Source organism: Frankia canadensis (assembly GCF_900197875.1).
Lineage (GTDB): Bacteria > Actinomycetota > Actinomycetes > Frankiales > Frankiaceae > Frankia > Frankia canadensis.
Genome location: NZ_FZMO01000216.1, coordinates 1 through 6,425 on the forward strand (window position 1 = coordinate 1; position 6,425 = coordinate 6,425).

Below are 6,425 nucleotides of genomic sequence, written 5' to 3' on the forward strand. Positions count from 1 at the left end.
GGTGCGCAGCATCGCCGAGGTCGCGGCCGCGGTGGCGTGGCTGTGCGGCGAGGAGGCTTCCTACGTCACCGGGGCGATCCTGGACGTGACCGGCGGCAGGTGAGCGCGGGTGGGTGAGCGGCGCCGGGCGCGGACCGGGCGCGCGCGGGACCGAGGGCCAGGATGGCGCTCAGCGATGCCGCTCGGGACGGAGGATCACGGTCGCGTCGGGGTGGCGGCGGGTGTAGCGCACCGCGGCGCGGCGGCAGGAGCCGCTGGCCCACTGCAGCGACCACTCGACGCCGACCAGGTCGAGCAGGGAGCGCAGGCGGCGTTCGAGCTCGTCGCGGGTCTCCTGCTCGGCGATCCGGGCGGCGCACATGACCGTCTCGACGCCGAAGGCGCAGTACACCCCGGCGGTCCAGCGCGCCCAGCGGGACCAGCGGTCCATCGCCGCGATCAGTACCAGGCGAGCGTCCAGCCGGGCCGCGAGGTCCGCCGCCAGCAATACGTCCGCCATATCCGCCACGTCACCGACGCGAAGGCCGACCACCACATGGCGGTCCGTCCGAACCTGCGACTGCGTTTTCGTGGGCTCCGCCCGTTCCACGTTTCCTCCCGCGGTGCCTTCCCGCTGCCGAACGCCTGTCGGTGTGGACGGGATTGTCTCGCTTCACGGCCTGCGATGTCGGGGTATCCGGCAGGTCATCAGTACCCCTCTTACCTCCAGATCATCTGCGCGGACCGTGATTGGGAGCGGATCGGGTCCAGCTGTCGACGAAAACCTCTGGATGCCGGTTCCACGCGTGCTCACGTGCCGTGCCCGTCGTTCCGTCGATTGTGGCGGTCCGAACCGGAAAGGGGAAGAGCAACATGGCATCCGGTGCGCTGGCGGGCCGCCACCACCAGGCGGGGTCGACCCGCCATGACCGAGCCGACGCGGCTGTTCACCTGAGGTGTCGCCGGGACATGCCGGCGCGCCGATTCGTCACCCGAGAGTGCGTGCGTACCGGCCCGGGAGTGCCGGCACGCACGCACGGGAACCGGGTTCAGAAAAGGAACCGAGTCCAGAACACGAATCGGCGACACATGCCGTCAGTTCTGCAGTGGCATCAGTTCGGCTGCGAACGCGTCCAGGAAGGCCGGCCAGTCATCTGGCGCGGCCGCCGGATGAACGACGAACTTGCTCACTCCGGCGGCGATGTACTCGCCGACCAGCGCCCGGGCCGCCGGCCAGCCGACGGGGAGGAGCCGGGCGGGGTCGACGTCCGGCGCGCGCTGGCGCAGCGCCGCCAGGCTCTGCGCCGACGGCGGTTCGGTGGCCAGCCGCAGGCTCACGCCGTAGTGGTCGTCGTCGATGACCCGTCCCGCCTCCTCGGCGGCCCGGCGGATCTCGGCGATGCCGGCGGCGGCCTGCTCGGGGCCGATCATGCTCGCCAACCAGCCGTCGCCGAGGCGGCCGATCCGGCGCAGCGCGGCCGGCGCGGCGCCGCCGAGCCAGATGTCCACCGGCCGGGCGGGCAGTTCGCCGATGCCGACGTCCTCAAGGTCGAAGAACTCGCCGTGGAAGGTCACCCGCGGTTCGCGCAGCAGCCGGCGCAGCACCGTCAGCGCCTCGTCGAACACGGCACCGCGCCGCCCGGGCGGCACCGGGTAGGCCGGGCGGTCCGCCGGCCGCGCGGGGCCGAGGCCGAACACCGGCAGCACGCGGCGCGGGGCGATCAGCGCCAGCGAGGCGAGCTGCTTGGCCAGCAGGACCGGGTTGCGCCCGGGCAGCACGGCGACACCGGTGCCGACCTTGAGCTCGCGGGTGCGGCCCAGCGCGAACGCCATCCCGCCGAGCGGGTCCACCGCGGGCGAGGACAGGTGCTCGGACAGCCACAGGGAGTCGACATCACGGTGTTCCAGCTGGTCGACCAGCGCCGGGAACGCCGCCGGCGCGACACCCCCGAGCCCGAACCCGATCCCGATGCGGACCTTCATCAGCCCTCCGTCCGGCGTGGCCCGACTCCGGACGCCGGGCTCGTCACCCTTCCATACTGGTTGTCAGGCGCCCACGATGCCGCCGTCCGCCAGGGCCGCGAGCTCGGCGCGCAGGCCGCCCGCGATCTCGGTGAGCAGGGGCTGGCGCAGGACCGTCCGGTGGTCGGCGAGGATCCGGTGGATGGCGGCCGGCCCGGTGAGCACGCCGCGCCATCCCTCGATCTCGTCGTGGTCGTCGGCGAGCCAGACGACGGTGCGCCCGGCGTAGGTGTGCGGGCGGTAGGTCATCGTCAGGATGCGGCCCTGGTTGTGGAACGCCTCGTAGCGGTGTGTCCCGCGGAAGCGGACGAGCCCGGTGAGCGGGAGCTCGACGAGCTGGCGCAGGCGGTCGGCGAGCACCCGCGGGCCGAGGGACGGGCCGTCGTTCGCCGCCAGCGGTCCCCGGCCGTCCGGCCCCGGAACGTCACCGGGACGGTCCGGGTGGCAGCCCTCGATCTGGCTCGTCGGGATGATCGCGCCGGACCGGGTCAGCCGAGCGGTCCCGGGCAGGTAGGTGTCGATCATGGCCAGCAGGGCGACCTCGTGGCCGGCCTGCCGCAGCATCCGGGCGACCTCCAGCGCGATCAGTCCACCGAAGGAGTGGCCGGCGAGCAGGTACGGTCCGGTCGGCTGGAGCAGCCGGATGTCGGCGACGTGCCGGCGGGCCGCGGCGGGCACCGACCAGTCCGGCAGGCCGCGGCGCTCCAGGGCGTGCGCCTGCAGGCCGTAGACCCGGCGTTCGCCGGCGAAGTGGCGGGCGAAGGGCAGCAGCGCGATCGCGGGCGCGCCGGCCTCCGCGAAGCAGAACAGCGGGGTCCCGGCACCCGTGCCGGTCAGCGGCACGACGGTCGGGTGGCGGTCCGCGTCGCCCTGGTGCGCCGCGAGAAGCGTGGCGAGGCCGGCCGGCGTGCGGGCGGCGGCGACGTCGGCCACGGGCACGACGAACCCGAACTCGTCACGCAGGATCGCCGCGAGCCGCTCGGCGGCGGCCTGCCCCCGCCCCGGGCCGGTCACCTCGTCGTGCGCCCCGACCGCCGGCACGCCGAGGGCCCGGCCCCACAGCAGTGACGCCGCCATCTCGTACGGGTCGTCGCCGTCCGGATCCGCCAGCGCCTCCCCCACCGGCGCGTCCGGCGCCAGTTCGGCCATCGCCGGCTCGGCCGTCGGCAGCTCCGCCGGCGTGGCCGGCACGGCGGCGTCCGCCTCGGGCAGCTGGTCGGCCGCTGACGTTCCCAGCAACGCAATCACCCCACAGGACTATGAGAAGGCCACATTGAACACCAGACGCTGACTAGCCCGACACGCCAGGAGGTGCCGGGCCCGCGTCCAGCCATTGACGGGATCGGATTCGGCGCCCACCGTGGACGCGTGGGTGATGTGGGCAAACCGGAACGGATCGTCGAGGACGAGCCGATCAGCTTTCCCGATGTCGAGCCGCTGACCATCCCGGCCGAACCGGTCGCACCGGCCGAACCGTCACGAGAGCCGGTGCCCGAGCCGGTGCCGGGATGAGTCTGCTCGGCTGGCGTCAGTGGGCGGTCGACGGCCACGGTCAGCTGCGCCCGGCGTGGACGCCGTGGTCTCCCTTTCCCCCGGGCATGCTGCTCTGGCGGGCCGATGGGATCACCGAAGCGCGCTGCCTGCTGATGGAGCGCCGCCGGATGGAACGCGGCCGGACGACGGAGCGCGACCGGGCGACCGACCACAGCGAGGCGAGAGAGCCCGGCCTGGCGAGAGAGCCCGGCCTGGCGACGGAGCCCGGCCAGACGACGGAGCCCGGCCTGGCGACGGAGCCCGGCCTGGCGACGGAGCACCGGCAGCCGGCGGAACACGGGCGGCCGGCGGAACCTGCTCTGGCCATGGAGCACGGGCGGGGCCTGGAGCTCAGCCAAGGCGTGGAGCTCAGCCAGGGCGCGGAGCTCAGCCAGGGCGCGGGGCACGTCCGGGTGCCGGATGAGCACTGTCTGTGCGGACTGTATGCCTGGCGCACGCCGGAGATCCTCGCGGCGGCCCGCCGGCCGCGGTGGACAGCATTGCCCTGCGTGGTCGGAGCGGTGCGGCTGGGTGGGCGGATCGTCATCGGCGAGCGTGGCTATCGAGCCGAGCGAGGCTTCCCGGTCGCGGTCGTCGACCAGGACGGCGTGGTTGCGCCCGAGTACCGAATAGCGAGATATCGCACGTTCTCAGCCCTGGTCGAGGAATGGTCACCGAACCCCGAGGCAGGCCCGTAACCTCGACCGATCCGTCATCGGCGAGGGCACAAGCCCCCGTGGCGGGTATCTCCTCCGGGCCCCACTTCGACCACGTGGGTCACGCTGCGCACCGCCGCCTTCGCTATTTGCCCTGAATTAAACGCGACGCGGCGGATATTGTCGCGAATGTTCCACGACCGCGGCCGTCCGACGGCGGACGCGCCGGGTCGCGGGGCGCGCGAGGGGGGGAACCGTCGTGACCAGCTCGGATATCAGAACCACCAGCGTTCGGACCTCGACCGCGTGGTCCGGCCTGTGGCGCGGCGCCGACGTGGCCCGTCCGCGCCGCCGCCGGCCGGCCGCCCTTCCCCTGGTCGCGCTCGGGTACCTCGCGCTGTCGTGCTGGCTGTTCCGGGCCGGATGGCGCCACCTCGGCGAGCTCACCTACGGCGGGAACGACGCCTACCTGTTCTCCTGGTTCCTGCGCTGGACGCCGCACGCGCTGGCCGGCGGCCTGGACCCGTTCGTCACCCACCGCATCAACGCCCCGGCGGGCACGAACGTGCTGTGGAGCACGCCGGTGCCGCTGCTCGGCCTGGTCGCAGCGCCGATCACCGCGCTCGGCGGCCCGGTGACGACCCTGACGGTGCTGCTGACCCTCGCCCCGGTGGCGAGCGGCCTCGCCCTGTTCGTCGCCCTGCGGCGCTGGGTGCGCGACGGGCCGGCCGCGCTCGCCGGCCTGCTCTACGGCTTCGGCCCCTATCTGGTCGGGGCCTCCTACGGGCATCTGCACCTCGCGTTCGCCCCGTTCCCGCCGCTGCTGCTGATGCTGCTCGACGATCTGGTGGTGCGCGGGCGGTCGCCGCGGCGCACAGGCGTCCTGCTCGGGCTCGTCGTCGCCGGCCAGGCGCTGGTCGGGGAGGAGGTCCTCGCCACGTCGGCGCTGGCGGCGGTCATCGGGCTCGGGGTGCTCGCCGCCTGGCATCGCGACCAGGTGCGCGACCGGCTGGGCCCGGCGCTGCGCGGGTTCGCGACGGCGGGGCTGGTCGCGGTCGTGCTGCTGGCCTGGCCGCTCGGCGTGCAGTTCCTCGGGGCGCAGCGGGTGCACGGCTCGATCCAGCCGTCCGGTATCGCCGTGAGCGATCTGTGGACCTTCCTCACCCCGACGCCGATGCAGCGGCTCGCGCCGGACTCCTCGGTGCGCGGCAGCCTGCGCTTCACCGGCAACGCGGTGGAGGTCGGCGGGTATCTGGGCCTGCCGCTGGTGCTGCTGTCGCTGGCCGGCGCGATCGGCGCGCGGCGTCATCCGCTGGTCCGGGTGCTCGCCCCGCTCGGCCTGGTGATGGCGGTGCTGTCCCTCGGCGACCACCTGCACGTCGGCGGGCGGGTTACCGGCATCCCGCTGCCGTGGCTCGCCGGCGAGCGGGTACCCGTGCTGCGCAACGCCCTGCCGTCCCGGTTCGCCCTGTACGTGATGCTGTGCGTGGCGGCCGTCGCGGCCGTCGGCCTGGACCGGCTGGCGGACCGCTGGGCGGGCCGGCGAGCGGGCGGGCACCGCGGACCGGGGACCGTCCGGTCGGGAGCGCTGACTCTGGCCGCCGGCGTGCTGACGGCGGGCGCGCTGGCCGCGCTCGTGCCGGCACCGCTGCTGACCACACCGGCCCGCACGCCGGCGTTCTTCACCGGTGACGGCGTACGCCAGCTGCCGGCGGACGCGCTGACCCTCGTCGTCCCGTACCCGCGCCCGACGCGGGCCGAGGCGATGCTGTGGCAGGCGCGAGCGGACTTCCGGTTCGTGATGCCCGGCTGCTACTGCACCGTCCCGGGTCCGGACGGGCGGGCGGCGTTCCACGGGCCGGGTGACGCGCTGACCACCGCGCTGATCGACGTCGACGACGGGACGACGAGCGCGACGGCCGCCGCCGGGTCCCCGCCGGTGCGGGCGGCCTACGCGCGCCTGGACCCGGACGCCGTCGTGCTGGGCCCCACCCACCGGTCGGATGAGCTGCGCTCGCTGCTCGCCAGTCTGGTCGGCTGCGCGCCACGGCACGTCGAGGGCGTCGATCTGTGGCTGCCGGACCGCTGTCGCTGATCGGACATCTCGCTTCCTTCCAGGTGACCGCCCGCCGGCCGGTCCCCCGCGAGAAGCTGACGGCAGCGGCGACCTACGATTCGGCGTCGACCCTTCGAGCGGGGGAGGACGCGCGGTGCCGACGCAGCACCCGGGTGGGC

7 protein-coding genes are annotated in these 6,425 nt (G+C 74.3%); 4 read left to right on the forward strand and 3 right to left on the reverse strand.

Features of this window, described 5'->3' with window-relative positions:
- Positions 1-31: 31 nt before the first annotated feature.
- On the forward strand, positions 32-103 hold the full coding sequence (locus C1A33_RS17415; RefSeq protein WP_243407659.1) for a hypothetical protein: 72 nt from the start codon (positions 32-34) through the stop codon (positions 101-103).
- Positions 104-169: 66 nt separating this feature from the next.
- On the opposite strand, the gene C1A33_RS17420 is transcribed toward C1A33_RS17415, so the two are convergent.
- The 3 genes from C1A33_RS17420 to C1A33_RS17430 all read right to left on the reverse strand — a co-directional run bounded on the left by C1A33_RS17420 (position 170) and on the right by C1A33_RS17430 (position 3,249).
- Positions 170-499, reverse strand: coding sequence for a hypothetical protein (locus tag C1A33_RS17420; RefSeq protein WP_243407657.1), 330 nt, complete (start codon positions 497-499; stop codon positions 170-172).
- A 575-nt stretch (positions 500-1,074) separates the two neighbouring features.
- Positions 1,075-1,962, reverse strand: coding sequence for a TIGR03854 family LLM class F420-dependent oxidoreductase (locus tag C1A33_RS17425; protein ID WP_101832539.1), 888 nt, complete (start codon positions 1,960-1,962; stop codon positions 1,075-1,077).
- A gap of 63 nt (positions 1,963-2,025) precedes the next feature.
- On the reverse strand, positions 2,026-3,249 hold the full coding sequence (locus tag C1A33_RS17430; protein ID WP_243407658.1) for a thioesterase domain-containing protein: 1,224 nt from the start codon (positions 3,247-3,249) through the stop codon (positions 2,026-2,028).
- 129 nt (positions 3,250-3,378) lie between these two features.
- Here C1A33_RS17430 and C1A33_RS37475 point away from each other — a divergent pair, with 129 nt between their 5' ends.
- From C1A33_RS37475 to C1A33_RS17440, 3 genes are all read left to right on the forward strand, one after another.
- Positions 3,379-3,513 (forward strand): hypothetical protein, encoded by a 135-nt coding sequence (locus tag C1A33_RS37475; RefSeq protein ID WP_279354647.1) that lies wholly within the window; start codon positions 3,379-3,381, stop codon positions 3,511-3,513.
- Positions 3,510-4,232 (forward strand): hypothetical protein, encoded by a 723-nt coding sequence (locus C1A33_RS36700; protein WP_423748095.1) that lies wholly within the window; start codon positions 3,510-3,512, stop codon positions 4,230-4,232. Before C1A33_RS37475 ends, C1A33_RS36700 begins: the two co-directional genes overlap by 4 nt.
- 217 nt (positions 4,233-4,449) lie before the next feature.
- On the forward strand, positions 4,450-6,285 hold the full coding sequence (locus tag C1A33_RS17440; protein ID WP_115537971.1) for a hypothetical protein: 1,836 nt from the start codon (positions 4,450-4,452) through the stop codon (positions 6,283-6,285).
- Positions 6,286-6,425 lie beyond the last annotated feature (140 nt).

Coding starts and splice junctions, on each gene's coding strand:
- C1A33_RS36700 (WP_423748095.1), top strand. CDS start 3,510: ATGAGTCTGCTCGGCTGGCGTCAGTGGGCGGTCGACGGCCACGGTCAG.
- C1A33_RS17420 (WP_243407657.1), bottom strand. CDS start 499: ATGGCGGACGTATTGCTGGCGGCGGACCTCGCGGCCCGGCTGGACGCT.
- C1A33_RS17425 (WP_101832539.1), bottom strand. CDS start 1,962: ATGAAGGTCCGCATCGGGATCGGGTTCGGGCTCGGGGGTGTCGCGCCG.